The organism is Nitrosopumilus sp. b2, from assembly GCF_014078535.1.
In the GTDB taxonomy this organism is placed as follows: domain Archaea; phylum Thermoproteota; class Nitrososphaeria; order Nitrososphaerales; family Nitrosopumilaceae; genus Nitrosopumilus; species Nitrosopumilus piranensis.
Genome location: NZ_MU078702.1, coordinates 285,197 through 303,785 on the forward strand (window position 1 = coordinate 285,197; position 18,589 = coordinate 303,785).

At 31.4% G+C, this 18,589-nt stretch carries 21 protein-coding genes and 1 tRNA gene; 7 read left to right on the forward strand and 15 right to left on the reverse strand.

Annotation, left to right across the window (positions count from 1 at the left end):
• The first annotated feature begins 72 nt into the window (after nt 1–72).
• The 3 genes from cobO to C6989_RS01650 are packed head-to-tail and all read left to right on the forward strand — an operon-like array spanning nt 73 to nt 1,598.
• Nucleotides 73–603 carry a cob(I)yrinic acid a,c-diamide adenosyltransferase gene (cobO, locus tag C6989_RS01640; protein WP_148702385.1) on the forward strand — a complete coding sequence of 177 codons (531 nt, stop codon included), beginning with the start codon at nt 73–75 and terminating at the stop codon, nt 601–603.
• A gap of 40 nt (nt 604–643) precedes the next feature.
• Nucleotides 644–1,441, forward strand: coding sequence for a translation initiation factor IF-2 subunit alpha (locus C6989_RS01645; RefSeq protein WP_148702386.1), 798 nt, complete (start codon nt 644–646; stop codon nt 1,439–1,441).
• A 1-nt stretch (nt 1,442) separates the two neighbouring features.
• Nucleotides 1,443–1,598 carry an RNA-protein complex protein Nop10 gene (locus tag C6989_RS01650; RefSeq protein ID WP_148702387.1) on the forward strand — a complete coding sequence of 52 codons (156 nt, stop codon included), beginning with the start codon at nt 1,443–1,445 and terminating at the stop codon, nt 1,596–1,598.
• 3 nt (nt 1,599–1,601) lie between these two features.
• On the opposite strand, the gene C6989_RS01655 is transcribed toward C6989_RS01650, so the two are convergent.
• The 5 genes from C6989_RS01655 to C6989_RS01675 all read right to left on the reverse strand — a co-directional run bounded on the left by C6989_RS01655 (nt 1,602) and on the right by C6989_RS01675 (nt 6,355).
• The gene (locus C6989_RS01655; RefSeq protein WP_182126198.1) at nt 1,602–3,740 is read right to left on the reverse strand and encodes an STT3 domain-containing protein; all 2,139 of its coding nucleotides are present in this window, start codon (nt 3,738–3,740) and stop codon (nt 1,602–1,604) included.
• Nucleotides 3,741–3,805: 65 nt separating this feature from the next.
• The gene (locus tag C6989_RS01660; protein WP_148702389.1) at nt 3,806–4,255 is read right to left on the reverse strand and encodes a YbhB/YbcL family Raf kinase inhibitor-like protein; all 450 of its coding nucleotides are present in this window, start codon (nt 4,253–4,255) and stop codon (nt 3,806–3,808) included.
• Nucleotides 4,256–4,289: 34 nt separating this feature from the next.
• Nucleotides 4,290–4,658 (reverse strand): PIN domain-containing protein, encoded by a 369-nt coding sequence (locus C6989_RS01665; protein ID WP_148702390.1) that lies wholly within the window; start codon nt 4,656–4,658, stop codon nt 4,290–4,292.
• A complete protein-coding gene (locus C6989_RS01670) occupies nt 4,651–5,913 on the reverse strand; it encodes a translation initiation factor IF-2 subunit gamma (protein WP_182126199.1) in 1,263 nt (420 codons plus the stop codon). The genes C6989_RS01665 and C6989_RS01670 overlap by 8 nt, the downstream gene beginning before the upstream one ends.
• A gap of 31 nt (nt 5,914–5,944) precedes the next feature.
• Nucleotides 5,945–6,355 (reverse strand): S6e family ribosomal protein, encoded by a 411-nt coding sequence (locus C6989_RS01675; protein ID WP_148702392.1) that lies wholly within the window; start codon nt 6,353–6,355, stop codon nt 5,945–5,947.
• Nucleotides 6,356–6,429: 74 nt separating this feature from the next.
• Here C6989_RS01675 and C6989_RS10145 point away from each other — a divergent pair, with 74 nt between their 5' ends.
• Nucleotides 6,430–6,552 carry a hypothetical protein gene (locus C6989_RS10145; RefSeq protein WP_255464615.1) on the forward strand — a complete coding sequence of 41 codons (123 nt, stop codon included), beginning with the start codon at nt 6,430–6,432 and terminating at the stop codon, nt 6,550–6,552.
• A 1-nt stretch (nt 6,553) separates the two neighbouring features.
• Here C6989_RS10145 and C6989_RS01680 read toward each other — a convergent pair whose 3' ends face one another.
• Nucleotides 6,554–6,727 (reverse strand): zinc ribbon domain-containing protein, encoded by a 174-nt coding sequence (locus C6989_RS01680; RefSeq protein ID WP_182126200.1) that lies wholly within the window; start codon nt 6,725–6,727, stop codon nt 6,554–6,556.
• A 52-nt stretch (nt 6,728–6,779) separates the two neighbouring features.
• Between C6989_RS01680 and C6989_RS01685 the strand changes: the two genes are divergently transcribed.
• Nucleotides 6,780–6,853 (forward strand) — tRNA-Gly (locus C6989_RS01685).
• Here the strand turns inward: C6989_RS01685 and C6989_RS01690 are convergent.
• From C6989_RS01690 to C6989_RS01710, 5 genes are read right to left on the reverse strand one after another with little or no spacing between them, the layout of a single operon-like run.
• Nucleotides 6,854–7,816 (reverse strand): tetratricopeptide repeat protein, encoded by a 963-nt coding sequence (locus tag C6989_RS01690; protein WP_148702394.1) that lies wholly within the window; start codon nt 7,814–7,816, stop codon nt 6,854–6,856.
• Nucleotides 7,817–7,849: 33 nt separating this feature from the next.
• The gene (locus C6989_RS01695) at nt 7,850–8,392 is read right to left on the reverse strand and encodes a glutamine amidotransferase-related protein (protein WP_148702395.1); all 543 of its coding nucleotides are present in this window, start codon (nt 8,390–8,392) and stop codon (nt 7,850–7,852) included.
• Complete coding sequence (locus C6989_RS01700) at nt 8,393–11,248, reverse strand: UPF0182 family protein (RefSeq protein ID WP_148702396.1); 2,856 nt, start codon at nt 11,246–11,248, stop codon at nt 8,393–8,395. It abuts the gene before it with no gap.
• 47 nt (nt 11,249–11,295) lie between these two features.
• Entirely contained in the window at nt 11,296–12,417 is a 1,122-nt protein-coding gene (locus C6989_RS01705) for a DNA primase small subunit domain-containing protein (RefSeq protein ID WP_182126201.1), read from the reverse strand.
• Nucleotides 12,417–13,442, reverse strand: a complete 1,026-nt coding sequence (locus tag C6989_RS01710; RefSeq protein WP_148702398.1) for a DNA primase — start codon at nt 13,440–13,442, stop codon at nt 12,417–12,419. The genes C6989_RS01705 and C6989_RS01710 overlap by 1 nt, the downstream gene beginning before the upstream one ends.
• 85 nt (nt 13,443–13,527) lie before the next feature.
• Here C6989_RS01710 and C6989_RS01715 point away from each other — a divergent pair, with 85 nt between their 5' ends.
• Nucleotides 13,528–14,367, forward strand: a complete 840-nt coding sequence (locus tag C6989_RS01715) for a deoxyribonuclease IV (protein WP_148702399.1) — start codon at nt 13,528–13,530, stop codon at nt 14,365–14,367.
• A 30-nt stretch (nt 14,368–14,397) separates the two neighbouring features.
• Entirely contained in the window at nt 14,398–15,855 is a 1,458-nt protein-coding gene (gene glyS / locus C6989_RS01720) for a glycine--tRNA ligase (RefSeq protein WP_148702400.1), read from the forward strand.
• A gap of 9 nt (nt 15,856–15,864) precedes the next feature.
• Here the strand turns inward: glyS and C6989_RS01725 are convergent, their stop codons facing one another.
• The 4 genes from C6989_RS01725 to C6989_RS01740 form a co-directional block, all read right to left on the reverse strand.
• Nucleotides 15,865–16,053, reverse strand: a complete 189-nt coding sequence (locus C6989_RS01725) for a hypothetical protein (RefSeq protein WP_148702401.1) — start codon at nt 16,051–16,053, stop codon at nt 15,865–15,867.
• Between the two features lie 167 nt (nt 16,054–16,220).
• Nucleotides 16,221–16,553, reverse strand: a complete 333-nt coding sequence (locus C6989_RS01730) for a hypothetical protein (RefSeq protein ID WP_148702402.1) — start codon at nt 16,551–16,553, stop codon at nt 16,221–16,223.
• Nucleotides 16,554–16,592: 39 nt separating this feature from the next.
• Nucleotides 16,593–17,900, reverse strand: coding sequence for a COG1361 S-layer family protein (locus tag C6989_RS01735; RefSeq protein WP_148702403.1), 1,308 nt, complete (start codon nt 17,898–17,900; stop codon nt 16,593–16,595).
• Nucleotides 17,900–18,577 (reverse strand): ABC transporter ATP-binding protein, encoded by a 678-nt coding sequence (locus C6989_RS01740; RefSeq protein WP_148702404.1) that lies wholly within the window; start codon nt 18,575–18,577, stop codon nt 17,900–17,902. The genes C6989_RS01735 and C6989_RS01740 overlap by 1 nt, the downstream gene beginning before the upstream one ends.
• Between the last annotated feature and the right edge of the window lie 12 nt (nt 18,578–18,589).

Genomic DNA, 18,589 nt, shown 5'->3' on the forward strand with positions numbered 1-18,589 from the left:
TTATTTTTTTATTTAAATCGATGTATTTGTGAAATACTCAATGTTTTTAGTTAGATATTGAAATTAGACATTATGAGTAATGGTTTAACTATTGTATATACGGGAAAAGGTAAAGGAAAAACTACTGCCGCATTAGGGTTAGCATTAAGAGCTACAGGTTATGAAAAGAAGATTTGCATGATTCAATTTATCAAAGGTTCATGGCATTATGGTGAGATGGATTCTTCAAAAAAACTAGAACCCAAATTTGAAATGGTTGCAGTTGGCAAAGGTTTTGTTGGAATAATTGATGATAAGAGTCCAAAAGAAGTCCACGAAAAAGTTGCAAAAGATGCAATAAAGATTAGTAATGAAAAAATTCAATCAGGAAAATATGATATTGTCATTTTAGATGAGATTAATTACGCAGTAAATTTGAATTTAATTTCGGTAGATGAAGTACTAGAGATGATAAAATCAAAACCTAATGATGTAGATTTAGTTTTAACAGGAAATTATGCTAGAGAAGAAGTGATAGAGATTGCTGATTTAGTCACAGAAATGAAAGAAATTAAACATCCATTTCAAAAAGGAATTAAAGCTAAAAAAGGGATTGATTTCTAGCCAGCAACATTAATTTACACAGTTAGGAGTTTTAGAAGAAATGTCTACAGAAGTTCAAGAGATGCCAGAACAGGGAGAGATTGTTCTTGCTACGGTTACTAAGGTTATGGATCATGGTGCATATGTCACATTAGATGAATATGATAATCTACAGGGGTTTTTACATATTTCAGAGATTGCTCCAGGATGGATAAGATCAGTAAATAGATTTGTCAAAGATGGAGAGAAAAAAGTCCTTCTTGTAAAAAAAGTAAATCCCCAAAGAGGCGATATTGATCTTTCATTAAAACAAGTATCAAAAGATCAGAAAAAACAAAAACTAAAAGAAGTTAAGAAATTTGAAAAAGGAAAAACATTACTACAAAATGTTCAAGAAAAAGCAAAATTATCAGATAAGGATATTGAAAGGTTAGAAGATAGCATTTATTCAAAATATGATTCAATATATGATGCATTTATTCAAATTGGAAGAAATGGAATTGATTCAGTAAAAGAATTAAAAATTCCAAAAAAAACTGCAAGTGTTATTGAAGAAATTTGTTCAAAGATTAAACTTCCATCAGTTGAAATTAGAGGAATAATGGAAATTACTAATTCAAAATCAGATGGAATTGAAATTATTAGAAAAACTCTCTTAGATGAATTAAAAAAGGATTCTACAATAGACATTACGTATTTAGGAGCACCAAAATACAGACTATCGATAACATCAGAAGATTTCAAATCTGCTGAAAAGTCTTTAAAACCAATAATTGCAGATATTCAATCCAACATAGAAAAAAAGAAAGGAACTTTCAAATTTACCAGAGAAGAATCAAAGAAAACAAGAGAAAATTAAAATGAGATTTCAATTAAGAAAATGCACAAAATGTTTTCAATATACACTAAAAGAAAAATGCTCTAATTGTAATGACCAGACAATTTCTGCACATCCAGCAAAATTTTCACCAGATGATAAATACATGAGATATAGATTAGCTGAAAGATATAATTAAAAATTAATTTAGTGGGATGTACTCTTTGTTGATTTCATAAACTAGTACTCCTGTAACAGGTCCACTATTTTCTATGTCAAGACTTGGTGAAGAGTAGATTAATCTGAAAGGACCGTTTTCATCTTTTGGAAATTTGATATTTTTTACATAAATTCCTGTATAACCTTGTTGATATTCTAGAGATTGTTGGTTAGTATGAAAATCAACATATGAAACTAAACTAAATGGCAACATATTACCTAACATAGTATCATTCCAAAAATGATTTGTTCCGCTTATACCATCTGAATGAAGGTAATCATACAATGGTTTATCTGCAATTCTCATAAACCATTGTTTTTTTGATTCATCACCACCACCACCTAAGAAAAAGAAGGGCTCATCATTATTCCCATTAACAGACAATCTTTCTGCAGCAACGAAAATTACGAAATAATCAGCACCTAACTCTTGAAGAGATTTCCAGCTTTCAACAGGGTTATCTAAAAGAATTTTAGCAATATTTTGTATTTTTGCTGAATCGATTGTTGAATTATCAGCTAAAGTTGCTCTTTCAGCTTTAGTTTGTATCCAATATCCGTAATCCCACCAAGAAGCAATAACAGAATCTTTAGGTGTGTTATTTTTTATCCATTCCAAAGAATCATTCCAATCATTATTAACTATTTGAAATTGTGTACCACCATTTAGTATTGTAGGCGGAGCATCAGTTAATGCAAAAATGGTTGAATTTGCAGGAAATATCAAAGGAATCATCAATAATATAACTAGTCCAATTCCAAAAGATAATTTTATGGAAAAAGTTTTTAGTTTATTATTTTCAGTTTTTCTTGAAAACAATTCTTTTATCAAAATAGAAATTCCTAAAGAAGATAGAATAATTATTGCAATAGATGCAAAAACTTCTAATCTAATAAATGCTGAACTGATGTAAACACCAGAAATACCAAAAATTAAAGAAAAAGAAATCATATCATTTTTTATTGGATAAGATTTTTTAATATTTTTTAAAAGTAACCAAATTCCAATTCCAGCAAAAATCATTAGAACCGAATGGAAAAGAAATGATTGCTGAATTGAAGTTGTTGCATGTTCAGCGACAGAATCAACAAGTGGATCTGTTGTTGTTAAAAATGGATTTATTGCATTTAGATATCTATAAGAAGGAAGTGGAATTACATTTGAATCGCTACCTAATATAAGAAATATTGAACCAATTATTAGAACAGCAATTAAAAAAAACAATCCATTTCGAGTTTTAGATTTTTCACTGCTTTTGGTTTGAATTATTATGCAACAAACAAGAAAAATTGTAGGGATGATTAAAGATATGCCTCCTAACCCCATAACAAAATTGATTCCCAATCTTTCAAATCCAAGAGAAACAACTAGAGTAGTAATTGTAAAAATGGGGATGGTCCAAATTAAAAATTTATGATCTGCCCTCAAAAAAGGCAATGTAAAAAAGAAGATTCCTAAGGGTATAATGAAGAATTGATCTCCTCCCCAAGCAGACATTCCAAATACTATAAAAATACCAGCACCAACAAGTTTGGATATTACAATTTTTTTATTTTTTGAGTAAAGTCCACTCAAAAACAAATAGACACCTAAAATCCCAAAAAATATCCCTAATGGTTCTGATTTGAACCAACCTATTTGCCCACGAATAATTATTGGAAAAGAAATTGAAAAAAATAATGCAGATAACAGTCCTGCTGTGGTGCCACCAATTACTCTAACTAATGCAAAAATAACTATGCAAGTTAAGGAACCAAAGATAACTGGAAACAAAATTGTAAAATCATAAAGATCTCCACCTCCACCAAAAATCCAATAAGTTATAGCTGCTGTTAGGTGTAACATAACTTGAGAAGTATCAGAGACATTTCTTCCAGTAGGATACCAACTTAAGTCATCATTCCATTGAAAATATTCATCAATTCCGTTTTCAACAATATATTGTGTTGCTCTATAATTAAAAAAAGGATCAAATTCGTGTAATTCCCAACCAAAATCTGCGGGTTGAGATCGTATTAGAAAAGAAACTGAAAATGACAATACAAGAATTCCAATTATTAGAAGATGAATGAGTTTTAAGTCAAATTTTCCAATAGAACATAAAGATTGATTAGAATTCAATGTTTTTTTACAATAGTCTGTACTTATTACACTTTATGTAAAATTTAATTTTTAAAAATTTGTATTTATTGTGGAGCATATTTGCCAATCAATTTTGCTTCATCAATAATATGATCTTTCATAGAATTTTCAAGATCTTTTTTAGTTGAGCCTTTACCTAGAGCAAGTGTAGTATCAAGTGCATACAACTTGAAGATATAAGTATGCTCTTTGTCAGGTGGGGCAGGTCCACCATAACCAATTTCTCCAAAGTCAGTTTCTCCTTCAATTGAATTTTCAGGTATAGAATTTTCATCAATTTTTCCTACATCCTTGGAGATATTCCATAAAACCCAATGAACCCAAACTTTGCCAACAGCTCCCATTGCATCAGGATCATCCATAATTAAAGCCAGAGATTTTGTTGATTTTGGAACATCACTAATAATTAATGAAGGACTTTCATTTCCATTTTTGTAACCAAATTTTTTTGGTATTGTATCACCATTTTTAAAAGATGAACTTTCTAACTTCATATATTTAGTAAATTAAAGCTAAAGTTAAATTTTTCTAAGATTCTAAAATTATTTTATCATTAGAAAAAGACAATATAGAACCACCAACATTTTTTATTTGTTTTTTTAATTCTTTATCCATTGTACCAATAATAGATTTATTGGATTTTGCATATTCTAATAATTCTTTATCTGCAAAAGAACCCGACAATTGGATTGTTTTCAAATTTTTGATAAAATCTAATGTTTTTTCAATATCATATTTTTTTTCGGATATCGTATTTAATTTCAGCAATTCTGTTTTTACAACTTCTGGAACAACAAAAGAAATTGTACCTATTTCTACAGCAAGATTATCAATATTTTTTATTCTTTTAGTAGCAAGATTGATCAAAAAACTGGTATCACATATTACTTCAACCAACTATTCCTGCACCAATTAGTCTCCATCTTTCATCAATTCTTCTACTTAGTGCTACGTTTCCACCTTCAAAAATACAGGCAGGCCTCCTTAATTCAATCTCAACATTTTTGGATTTTACTTTAGATACTTTTCCTAATAATGGTGCAGTTCCAATATTTACTCTGAGTAACTCGCCTGTTTGTATTGGTTGAACTTTAATATCTTCAGTAGTTCCAACTGCTGAATCAAATAATGTCACATCTAGTATTAATTTTGTAGAATTTTCAGGGAGCGTTCCTGGTTTTCCAATAACTGAACCAATAAATGAATCACTACGAGTCATTGAAGGATCTAGCTTAGTACCAATAGCAACCAATCCACCAGGTTTTACTGATTCAACAATTCCTGCAGCAGTTCCTAAAGAAGTTATTTCTGTCACTAATGGTTCATAGATTTTTTTCTTTTCATTCAATATTCCAGGCTTAATTTCAATTTCATCACCAATATTAAAAATGCCTTGAGTTAAGCTTCCACCAATCACACCACCCTTGATATTTTTTAGTTTAGTACCAGGCTTGTTTACATCAAATGAACGTAAAACATGCATAACTGTATCTTGTTTCTCATCTCTGTCAGGAGTTTTGATACTAGATTCTATTGATCCAATTAGTGCATCAACGTTTAGACCAGACTGAGCTGAAATTGGAATAATAGGTGCTTTTGCGGCATGTGTTCCTTTGACAAATTTTGTAATATCTTGATAATTTGCAAGGGCTTCCTTGTAAGATAATAAATCAACTTTATTTTGAACAACGACAATCTGTTGAATTCCAAGGGTTTGAAGTGCTAAAAGATGCTCTTTTGTTTGGGGTTTTGGAACTTTCTCATTTGCTGCTACTAATAATAATGCTCCATCCATTAATGCAGAGCCAGATAACATATTTGCCATCAAACTTTCGTGGCCTGGACTATCAACAAAACTAACAACTCTAGATAATTCACTTTCTCCACCACAGTTATTACATTTTGGTGTTGTAGAATATCCTAAAGGTTCTTCACAATTTTTACATTTGTAAAATGCTGCATCAGAGTAACCAACACGAATTGTAATTCCACGTTTTAGTTCTTGACTATGAACACTTGTCCATGAACCAGTTAATGCTTGAATAAGAGTAGTTTTTCCATGATCTACATGACCTGCAGTTCCAATGTTGACACATGGTTGGTATCCATACTTTTTAACATACCAATCAGGAAGTGTATCTCTCCAATGCATGAGTCAAAATGTAGAACTGGTATATGTTAAGTTATTCTTTTTTGTCTTCAGGTTTTTCTTCTGTAGACTCTGCATTATCTTCTGTAGGAGATTCAACAGGTAATTCACCATCAAATTTACAATTAATTTGATAGATTTCTTCAGAAACAGTATTTCCACGCATTAATTTTCTTACTCTTTGTCCTTTCTCTGCATCTTGTAAACCTACACCTTTAGAAAGTAGAACATATTTTCTTGCAGCTCCATGAATATCATTTCTCATTGGAACACCAGATTTATCACTGCCTCCAGTAAGTTTTAGTTTTCCAGTTAAACCAACAACAGAAGCATCAGTTTCATGTCCTAATTCAAGACCTAATAGAGGATTAGCATCACTATCTTTGAGTTCTTTAGACATGGATTTTCCTTTAATATCTGAAATGGTGATCTTGAAGTTTGCCAAGTATTCGAAAAAAATCTAAAACGACTAATTAACCTTTGGACATTATTTTTAAATTAATAACGGCATAGAAGAATATGGCTGAAGACATACGATGTCCTAAATGTGATAACAAGATGGTGGACATGCAAGCCTGCCATATGTTTTGTCCAAATTGTGGATCACATCTAGATTGTTCAGATAAAGGAAATTATTGGTAGATTACAGTCCAGGCCTATCAGGAATATATTCAGAGGACATGTTAATTGCATGATCTTTCATGATTCCCAGATACGTGTCATAATCTGCTTCAAAATTACAATGAGGGCATCTTACATTTGTTACATTATCATCCAAAACTGCAACTTTTTCGCATTCAGGACATCTTGCATCCATATTCTAATTTGTTGATTAAGATATTTAATCATAGTTAATGAATATGGCTTAAGCGGAGTTAGTTTAGTCTGGTATGACGTCAGCTTCCCAAGCTGAAGGCCGCGGGTTCAAATCCCGCACTCCGCATCATATTTCACGAATTGCTTGTTCTATAATTCCTCTATCAGGAGCTTTTGGAAAATATTTCAAATAACTTTTGAGATCATCTTTTGCATCATTGTTTTTATTTTGTTTTTCTCTAATATATGCACGATTTTTATAGATTTTAGCAGAACGCTTTGGATTAATTTCAATTGCTTTTGTGTAACAATTTTCTGCTTTTTCAAAATTATTTGTTTTAAGATAAAAATTTCCAAGGCCATTATAGGTCAAATAAGATCTGTTATTGATTTCCAAGCATTTTTCATAAAATTTAATGCATTCAGAAGATTTTTGTTCGTTCATTATAGTACCCAAAAGATGAAGTGCAGTAGAATTATTTGGATTCAATTCAATTGCTTGATTTAGTGAGTTTAATGCTTCAGAATAATTTTTTAGTATATTCTGTCGTTCAGATTCAAAACATAATCGATTTGATTTATCAAAAGAATCATTTTCAAGTTTTATAGAAGATAAAATATCTTGAGGTGCAATTATTATCAATAATTTACCTTCTTCAGACCATTCTTGTTGGAAAATATCTTCAGGAATAGCACCCTCTTGCATTTCTCCTTCTTGATTTCCGGTTTGAATATAATGCAAAATTGTTTTTTCTTCATCATTGTAACCAGTAATAATTGATGCGTGTTGAGTAACCTCAGGTATTCCTGGAAGAATAACTATTGGAGGAATTCCAGAATCAATAATTTTTTTTAGTTCATTTAAAGAAGAATGAACAATTTTACACATTAATCCATGTCTTTCTGCAGATTCAATTCCTTCAATTAGTATACTTCCATTAAATCCTGCATATTTTTTTGCAGTTTCAATAGCTTCAGCCATGGGTAGTTCAACATTCCAATATTTTGAGACAACATTAACAGGTAATGGAAGACAAATATTTTCTTCCTCAACTAAAGGTAAAAGTAACTCATGATCTTCTTGTTCCATAAATCAATTAAATTTTAGAGTAATTAAAATCATTCAGAGCATACAAAATTTTTCAATTAAATTATTTCCATCGTTACTCATTTCAGGATGGAATTGAGTTCCAAAAATAGGCTTGTTTACATGTTTAATAATTTCATACTTACAATTAATTGATTCTCCAATAGAAACTAAATCTTGAGGTAATTTTGAGATCTCAAAATTATGGCTTTCAAAAACTAATAATGAATCATCTTTGATTAGATCATTTTCAAAGATCTTTATAGTTTCATTCCCTTTTTGAAAAGAATTGCTTTTTTTAATTGTACCACCCAAGGTCAGGGCCAAAATTTCTGCACCATAGCAAATACCAAGTAATTTAGAATTATTTTTGATAGAATAATTTACAATTTTAGAGTTTATTTCATTAATCTTTTTTTCATTTTTTCTTCTTCCAGATAAAATAAAAGAATCATAATTAGATAATGAATCTAGATCAAAAGCATTTGGGGTTTGTATTTCAAATGAAATATTTTTCTGAAAAAGAAAGTTTGTTAGATTTTTTGTGTAAATAGAACCATTATTAACAACTAGAAGCAATTAATTGCCTACCTCAATTGAGACATAATGGATTTCAGATATTCCATCTTTAACAAATATTGTTCCAATGTTAAGATTATTTTCTTCTTGCCACATGAATACTCTATCACTCATTGGTTTTACAAAGTCATCAATGAATTGTGACAAGAACTCTATAGTTTCCTCACGATCGTTTTCAGTAAAGAAGAATATCTCTCCTTCATTAAATGATAATGGAATTTGTATAGATGTTGGTTCGGCAACAGTAATTTTATTTTCTCTAAATACGGATTTGATGATTTCAATTCTATCATCTCTATCTAATTCAATATAATCAACATCAGCAACGGTCACAGTTCCTGCAACACCTGAAACCTTCTTCAAATATGCTTCAAATGCCTTTTCTTGAGTATCACCAAGTCCAACAAAATATTCACCATTAAATGCAGCACCAACAGCTGCAATTGTTCCTAATTGTGCAACTACACCACCAGCACCAGCAGTATAAACAGGAATAAAGTAAACATCATGGGCACCTACACGATACAAAATATTATCACCAATTCTTGGATTTCTCAATAATGTCTTTAATTGAGCAAATTCAGGATCTCTGTCAAGCGCTTCTCTAACCGCAGTAGGACCAATTAATTTAGTTGTAGAATTTAATGGAACCTCATAGAACTGCAAATTTCCTAAATTAGTAAGATCATTCTCAACTACCATATATCCAGCAAGATTTCTACCCTGTGAGCCACGTAGTTCTAGAGACAGTAATCCTAGGAATTCTGTTTTATCAAATCCAGGGGGCTTTGCTTGAACATAATAAGTATCTAGACCACGAGGAATTTCATAAAATTCGTTTGCTTGAATAAAAGTTTCAACATTGGTTACATGATAGATGTTATACATTTCAGTTTTCCAATTAAACAATTCAACAGGATATCTAATTTGTTCTTCTAACCATGCTGGCATTGGTTGGAATTGTTCAGCATATTGACTTGCAAACATTTCTGTAAAGAAATCATCTCCTGTTTTTAGTAATTGGATATCACCATTGTAAGAATCAACTAAAGCATAGCCTACCAAACGCAAGTATGGATTTCCAACAGACCATGGAACATCTCTAGTATCAAATCCAATAATTAATGGGATTAACCAATACGAATTTTCTCCATCAGTTACAGGAAGTGAATCTAATTCTTTACCAAACAAATCATAGAGGAAATAAGGATACAATATTTCCATTCGGTCATGAACATCTTTGTATCTCATAATATGAACAGATTCAGCTGGAAATGAAAGCAAAAAGTTTGGCTCAAATATCCAACTTAATGGAGGTGAAACATCCAATCCACCTAGTCCCGAATAGGATACTCCACCAAGTTCTGCACTAGTAGAACCTCTAGAGTTTGGATAACCAGACCACGTTTGCTCAAATAATCCACCTTCGCCATAATAAATTTCTCTTTGTTTGAAAAATTTTCCACTGTCAACAATTTGGCCATCAGTAGCTTCCAAAGTAAGGAATCCTTCTGGAACATGTGTGTATACAAGATGCTCATTATACCATCTATTTTCAAGGCTAACAGATGTTGGAAGGATAGGTTTCATTGAAGCTGTCCAATACAACGTATTGTTAAATCTAAGAATATCATTATCTTCAAAGTCTACATATGGAATAAGACCAATTTCAGGCTTTAATTTGGCAAAAGCTGCCTCCCAGTCCCAAACTCGAATTACATCAAGAATATCACTGTTTTGTGAAACATAATTTTTAATATTATTTGGAGAAACAGAAGTTAACTTAACATCATGAATGTTTTCTTGAACATTGTTTAGTTCTCCAAGATATCGATTAACTCCAATTTGTTGAGCAGTGTAAGGTCCAAGAAATTCAATTTTCTTTGCATCTGCAATACTATTATTTACAGAAACAACTCCCGCAACAATAATTGCAATTGCAATAATTGTAAGTATTCTAATGTATACATCTCGCTTAAACATATGAGTTAGAACACGTGCCCTAATTCTATCAACTATTGAAAATGCAATTAATGCAAAACCAATTACAAGCGTTCCACCAATAACATATCTCGTATTGTAATCAATTTGATCAGTGAAAAATAGATTAAAGCCTGCCCAAATAATTCCAATACCGATTATTCCTTCAATAGTTGAAACATAATTTAGATATCTTGGTTTTCCTTCATTAGAGTCTTGAAGAAATGAAGTAATTACATTAATTATTCTATGGAGTCCAACATACAAAACTAAACGCAATCCAATGGCTGCAAGTATAGGAGGAATCAAAATTACTAGTGCAGGTATCATAGGAACAACATTTTCTGCAGCATAGTTTGGATCAGTGTCAGGAGTAACAAACGGTAATGAAAATAATTTTGGTAGATTTTCTATTCCAAGATAATTTCCATCAATAAAGGACATTGCAGCAAATCCAAACATGATATTTGCAAAGAATGCACCAAAAAGGAAGATTTTGGTAATTTGCCATATTACAAATTGTGATGAGTTTAATTTGTAATCTCTAAAACTTGGGACTACATTAGATATTGGTTGTTGTCCACTTTTGCCTAAAAATCCAATGGCGGTATTAATGGCATACCAAAAAATCGAAGATCTACCTGAAATATTTATACGAACTAATGCTATTGCAGATAAAATTATGGTAGATACCAATGTGTAATAGAGAGGTTTTGTAAATTGATCGCCAAATTCGGTGAAATTCATCGATAAAATAACTGCTTGATTACCTACTATGGCAAAAATTACTATACCAATTATTGCAATGATGCCTAATCGGATATACTTTCCAGCATCTGGTGGGGGTGTCTGCTTATCAGTAGAGGCGCTATACAAAATCAAATTTTGTTGTGACTCGGTAAATTAATGTCTTACCAGTAAAATCAAGCAATTGTAGCTAGTTTTTTGCAAATCATATAGACTGCAGTAAACGTTGGTACACTTACTTTTTCATTATTGTATGGTCCAAATCTTTTATTTTTTAATTTAAACTCAATTGGACAATTTGCTAGCACTTCTACAATATCTTCACTAAGAAAGGATGAATCAGCATATGCATCAAATTTTTTCAAGTCTTTGCAATATATTTTTGTAAGACCACTTTTACTATTAATGGAACCAGGTAAACGAAAGATTCTGTGTATATCCATTGTAACATTAGGATCAATTTTTGTACCAATATTTTTAGAAACATCATCTAAAGTTTTTTGAAATGATGAATATCCATTTGAAATTAATTCTGAAATAATTTTTGATCTCTTTGATTTTGAACCAAATACATATTTGGAAAATCTGCCTCTCCATCCAGATCCACCAAAATCTGGAAAAGAGTTTCTATTAGGCTTAAATTTTTTCATTCCAAACTTTTCAGGGATTGCACCGTTAAACATGACATAATCTACAAGCTCAGATCTTTCTCTAGAGCCAATTTGTTGAAATTGTGAATTATATACATAGATATGAAATCCTTCATTACCAGAGAAATATACATGAATGTCATCCTTATTTATTGAAAAATCATTTATTAAAATTTCAGTTAGTTTCAAAACTTCGGTTTTTGAAGAATCTATGCAATTCTTGCAGGGTAAAGATTTTTTTTCTAATTTTGTAGAATTACATTTTAAACATTTTTCACAATTGTTTGAAATTTCATTACATACATTACAAATTGAAATTGTATGGTTTACTCTACAGGATAAATTTAGATCCTTTGCATCAATATCAAAAATAAGATCAGCCTCCTTCCAATCTTTTTCATTCATGGGTAAGTTTGGAAATGTATAATATGCATTTGAACAGTATACATCAGATGGGATGTTTTGCATTAGTAACAAATGTAGTTCTTTGTCATCTTTAACTGAAATATGACGTGTCATTCCAGAATTAAATTTTTGATAACCAAATTCTCTTTCTGATGTTCGTTCAGGTACTCGAATTAGATCAAAATGTTCAAAATAATATTTTTTGAACACGTTTTCTAAAAATTTTATGTCAATTTCATTCATTATTTTCTCTTCTTTCCAAATTGTAATGGAGAAATTATGTTATCACACTCCGATGTTGCAAAACAAAGACTTTGCGTTTTTAATTTTTCACATGAAGGACAAGAATATTGGGTTCCACTACCTGAAGTTCCAGATAGATGATTAAGTTGGTAGAGAGTAACACGCTCATTATAGTCAGGTGCATTTTTGAACAATGGTGCAATTTGTTGAATCGATTGCCCTTTTGAAAGAAGGAAAGTTGCTAACATGAATCTGCCAGAATGAGGAAGATTTTCACCTTTTTCAAGCACATCAATTGCATGTTTGATGCAAGGTGGATATTCTCCAGTGGTTACTGTAAAAGTTGAGAATTTTTTTGATAGCATAACAAGTTTGTTTACAGAGTCTTCAAAACCAGGTATCATTGTAGGTGCTTTTGCATTTACTATTTTTGAATTAATGTATGTACCTAACTCTTTTCTGATTAATCTAACTGTTTCATGAGGAGTAAGAAATACTTGTCCATTTTCTATATGTCTATTGATTAATTTCCATTCTCTTTCATGAAAATTTATTGAATGTTTTAGATAGTCTGATACTGGAATTATAAAATAATCATCTAATTTTTCTATTTGAACAGAAAATAAATCATCGATTATTTTAATTGCCAATTGCTTTTTTGATTCATCAGAAATATTTGCCAAATCTTTCTCAAGATATTTTTCAGCCCTTCTTGCTTCGGCAAGTGAAAATCTCTTGATTAGAGTATGCATGCCACTGAGTTTTAACAAAACTATGGCTAAGAGGAACGAGAAAACCTCTCTTGGAAGTGCAGCCTCTTTTGAAACTTGATCCTCAATAAGATCAGATTTGTAGATTTTTCCATCTGCTGCAACTCGAATTCTCTCATATGCCTTGTCTATCAGTTCTTTTAGATCTGGATCAGTCCCAAACTGTTCCAGAGTAAATCCCTTATCCTTAAGATATTGGCCAGCATCAGCTAAAAAGGGATATTTCGCAATTTCATCTTGTCCTAATGCAAGCATAATAGTAATTTGTTTAGTTTACTTAAAAATCTGGTTTCAGTATTTTTATGCTGGTTTAAATTATGTTTGAAAAAAATGGAAAAGTATGCAAATTGGCTGTCATGTATCAATTTCAGGTTCAATTGACAAAGCAATAGATAATGCAATTGAGAGAGAGTGTTCTGCCTTTCAAATCTTTACTAGAAATCCACGCGGATGGAATGCAAAAGATCTTACTAAAGAGGATGTTACTAAATTCAAATCAAAATTAAAAGAAAGTAAAATTGATAGATTTGCAACTTGTGCACATATGCCATATTTACCAAATTTAGCTACTCCAAAAGATGATGGGTTTAAAAAATCAGTAAAAATTCTGATAGATGAGGTTAACAGATGTGCACAATTAGGAATTCCATACTTGGTGACACATCTTGGTAGTCATTTGGGAACAGGTGAAGAAGCTGGAATAAAGAGATTGGTTGAGGGATTAACAATGGCAGGAAAAACAAATAATGATGTAATGATTTTGTTAGAAAATACAGCTGGACAAAAGAATTCTGTTGGTTCAGATTTCAAACAACTCGGCGAGATATTCAAAAAGTTGAAACCTAAAAAAAAATTTGGGGTATGTTTAGATTCATGCCATGCATTTGTTTCAGGATATGATTTGAGAACTGAACAAGCAGTCAAAAAGACTTTTGTAGAATTTGATAAATATGTAGGAATAGATAATTTAAAAATTCTTCATTTAAACGATGCAAAAGGAGACATTGGATGTAACCTCGATAGACATTATCACTTAGGATTAGGAGGAATTGGTGAGAAAGGAATTTCAGCTATTGTAAAGTTTGCAAATAAGAAAAAAATTCCAATTGTTTTAGAAACTCCCATAGATGATGATAGAGATGATTTTGAGAATATTAGAAAGGCAAAAGAATTTGCGTAGAAATTTATTCAATGGGTTTAGTGACTAGATATGGACTATGAAACAGTGATGAAATTAGCACTTGAACGTGGATTTTATTTTCCTAGTTGTGAGGTTTATGCCGATGCACAAGCTGGGTTTTGGGAATACGGGCCAACAGGTGTTGGTTTGAAAAATAAATTTTTAGAGTTGTGGAGACGAGAATTGATCAGAAGAGATGGAATGCTTGAGATTGATGGTTCTCAGATAATGTCAAAATCAGTTTTTGAAGCTTCAGGGCATTTAGGAAATTTTGCCGATCCAATAATAAAATGTACAAAATGCAATTCCACATTTAGAGCTGATAGAACTATTGCAGAAATTACTCAAATTGAAATACCTGAAAGTGCAAATTTGGAAGAATTCGATAATGCAATTAATCAAAATAATATAAAATGTCCAAAATGTAAAGGAAATTTTGAAAAGACAAAAAATTTCAATATGATGTTTAAAGTAGGAATTGGGCCTGAAGAGGAAGAAGCATATCTCAGGCCAGAGACGTGTCAATCAATCTTTGTTGATTTTCCTAGATTATACAAAACTATGAGAGGAAAACTTCCACTAGGAATTGCACAAGTTGGTAAAAGTTTTAGGAATGAAATTGCTCCAAGACAAAGTCTTTTACGATTAAGAGAATTTTATCAGGCAGAAATTGAAGTATTTTGTAATCCTTCTAAACTAGAAGAGGTCAAAAAATTTACAGAAATTCAAGATACGATAATCAGAATCCAAACAGATTCAAAACCAGTTGCTATGACATGTAAAGATGCAATTGATTCGGGAATCATCCCCAACAAATTTGTGGCATATTATTTAGGAATACTGACTGAATTTTATGAAAAAACTGGAATTGATATATCAAAAAGTAGATTCAGAAAATTAGGAGATAAAGAAAAAGCATTCTATGCTGAAGTTGCTTTTGACTTTGAGGTCGAAACAACAATAGGATGGTTAGAATTAGTTGCATGTAATTATAGATCAGATTATGATTTATCCAGTCACGCAAATAAAAGTAAGGAAAAATTTGAAGTTATGGATAATGATGATAAAGTCTTACCACATGTATTCGAAATTTCAATGGGTATTGATAGAAGTCTTTACACAATATTAGAACATTCGTTAAAAGATGATAAAGAACATGAAAGAGTGGTTTTATCACTAAAGCCATATCTTTCACCAATACATGTAGGAATTTTATCATTAGTGAAAAAAGATGGATTAAAAGAGAAAACAGATGAGATTTACCTATCCGTAAAAAGAAAATTTGATGCATTTCTAGATCACTCAGGAGCAATCGGTAGAAGATATCGAAGGCTAGATGAGATCGGAGCTCCATTTGCAGTCACAGTTGATCATCAAACGTTAGATGACGATACAGTCACAATTAGAAAAAGAGATTCTATGGAACAAACTAGAATAAAAATTTCTGAATTAGATTCAATTCTTATAGAATCTGTTGCATATCCATAAAAATTTTAACTAATCTTTGAGCCTATCTTTTGTAAAAATTATAAAACTAATTCCAAATGCTATGAGCATTCCAATTCCAGGAATGTACGCATAATTGAATCCAACTCCAGGATGATTTTCTTGATGATAATTATTAATCAAAAATGTCAGAGCCAACAAGACAACTCCAATTATTGTGAGCTTTCTGTGAGTTTCCAATATTGATAATGTTGATGATCACTATATGAATTTAGAAAAATTACAATAACGGAGTCGTAATAAATCCTACAATACTACCAACTAGAAATAAAAATATTCCCTTTGTCATATCGATTCCCAATTTAATATAATATAATTATGATATAAGTTTTGAACTGATTTTCAGATTATGGACTAGGTTTCATTTCAGCTAATTTTTGAATAACTTGTTCAAGTTCTGCTTTGTTGTCATTAATTACTCGCTTTACAACTTCAATTTCTTTATTAATTTGCCCTATCTGCTCATTATCAGAATTTTTTATTTGATTCTCCAGATCTTCTAATACTTGTAAATTGTATTGATTAATTTTTTCTAATTCATTTTTGTATTTTTCTAATTTGTCATATTGATTAGATATTTCAGGAATCTCCATGATCTCTTGATTTGTCACAAAACCTGAAATTGCAACAATACCACCTATTGCCAAAGCTGCAATGATAGCAACAATACTTGATCTCATTTTGAATTGACCTTAATTCTCCAGATAATTATTAAAAATTTAATCGCTGGCCTCGTTTGCTGATTTCTTACGCCTGCGCATTATGTAGATTCCCACACCAATTGCAATTGCTATAGGAATAATAATCATTGTAGAGTCTGGACCTGATTCGCCATTATTTGTAGGCTCATTTACAAAGATTGTTGTATCTTTAGTAACAAAGAGTTCATCTCTAATGCCATCCTTGTATCTAACGGTAATTGTAATATCATGTTCCCCGTATTTTGGCTCGCCATCAAATTCAATTGGAATGTTAAATGGTACGGGTGCATCAACTTCAATCTCGTCTATGAATTGAGTGTTTGATTTGATGTTAGAATCACCACGAGGCTCAACAGATACAAAACCAAACAAGCCATCTTCATTGCCTTCATTAATAATTTCTCCAATAATCATTTGTGTTCCAGACAATTCAATTACATCAACATTGAAAATAGTAAGATCAATCAATCCTTTAATGTAAAAATCAACAATTTTTGAAATTACATGTTGATCACCATGAGCATTATAATATGAAATAGACAGAGGGATTCTCAATGTATCACCTTTTAGTCCTTCTGGCACGTACACTGTTGCAGTAAGATGTCTAGCAGATTTTGGATCAATGTTTCCGACATCCCAATTTGATTCCAAGATCACAACATTTTCCACATTAGTAGTAGAGGCTGTAGTCGATGCACGTTCTGTTTGTGTATTTGATGCAACAATATCAACACTAGATAACGGAGCAGTTCCATCATTTGAAATTTCAATTATTACGTTGTTTGTTCGCAAAGATGTAAGGAATGGATCTAATGCTTTCACATTGATCACACTATCACCAGTTACCTTAAACGAAAAGTCTTCAAATGCCGTTCTAACACCTGATTCTCTTAATCTTGAATAATCAACTTTTACTGTTCCAGGATATTGTTGAATATTCACATTCTTATCGATATTTACAAAGAATGTAAGATGAAAGTTTTCACCTGCCAATGAATTTGAATCGCTGTCAGCTCTAATTATTGAACCTGGCCCATCAGATGCAGAAAATCCAAAAGGCAATGACAATTGTCCTTTAATTCCTGTAATATCTTGAGTTCCAACATTTGCAAATACAACAGTAAATGGAACATTACTATCTCCAGCCTCAACTTCTATTTTCTGATTTAGTGTACCAAAGTATGCATCTAGGAATTTGACATCACCAAAATCTCTCTCAAAAGGTGAATCTCCAAAGCCACCAGATTGGATTTGGGCAAAAGAATTTCCTACAAAAAGCGGTACCATCAAAATTGCAAATAACAAGAAGAATGGTTTATGATTCATTATACTAAAACCTCCATTTCAGATGGCATATCGCCTTCAAAGGCCTTACCATCTTTTATTGTAATGACTTTGTCTACATCACCAAAGTGTTGACGATCGTGTGTTACAATCACAAATGTTTGATTAAGTTTTTTTGCCATAGATTTCATCAATTGTACTATTGTGTCAGATGTAACAGAGTCCAAGTTTCCTGTTGGCTCATCTGCCAAAACAATTGAGGGTTTATTGATTAATCCTCGTGCAATAGCTGCTCTTTGAGCTTGACCGCCTGAAATTTTGTTTGCTCGTTTATAGATCTGATCCTCAAGGCCAACTGCTTTTAGTAGATCTTTTGCATCTTTTTCAGCAGTAACATTTGTTCCTCCAATTTGTCTTGGAAGCAATACATTTTCCAAAACGGTTAGATCAGAAAGCAAATTTGAGAATTGAAAGATAAATCCTAATTTTTTATTTCTAAATGAAGAAATCTTATCATCATTAAGAGTAGTAGTATCGACTCCATCAATTAGGATCTTTCCAGTTGTAGGACGATCAAGTAAACCAATCATGTTAAGCAATGTAGATTTTCCCGAACCAGAACTTCCAACAATTAAAACAATTTCACCTTGTTGAACTGAAAGAGTTGCATTATCAAGTGCCTTGACTTTATTTTCACCTTCTCCGTAGATTTTTGTCAAATTACTAATCTC